This window comes from Vibrio sp. 10N.222.48.A3, assembly GCF_041475345.1.
Classification (GTDB): Bacteria; Pseudomonadota; Gammaproteobacteria; order Enterobacterales; family Vibrionaceae; genus Vibrio; species Vibrio tasmaniensis_A.
Genome location: NZ_JBFRVX010001752.1, coordinates 1 through 339 on the forward strand (window position 1 = coordinate 1; position 339 = coordinate 339).

The window sequence follows — 339 nt, forward strand, 5'->3', positions numbered from 1 at the left end:
CTTTGGAGTTTATTTTCAACTACTTTAGTGTTTTCAACCCATTCATCGACTCTAGATGAATCAAGTTCTTCACTCTCAAGCAGTGTTATTTCCTTCAAGTTAGATGTATGAAATTGAAGTAGCCTAAGCTGGTATTCACGATTATAAAATTCAGCCATGGCATATAAAATACCGACAACAACAACTAGCGCACCACTTCTTGCTAACCATAAATAGTCATCAAAAGCTTTAAAAAATGACAGCAATATGCCCGAAATGATGATAAAAAAAGTTAGCCCATAGGTAAATTTGATGTTCATAACGTTATTATTCCTTTTTTGCCTAACGCCGCAATAACAC

General features: G+C 34.5%; 1 protein-coding gene. It reads right to left on the reverse strand.

All coding sequences use genetic code 11. The features are described 5' to 3' along the window. A partial coding sequence (locus AB4653_RS28755; protein ID WP_372106052.1) for a hypothetical protein occupies nucleotides 1-299 on the reverse strand: 299 nt, incomplete at its 3' end. Between the last annotated feature and the right edge of the window lie 40 nt (nucleotides 300-339).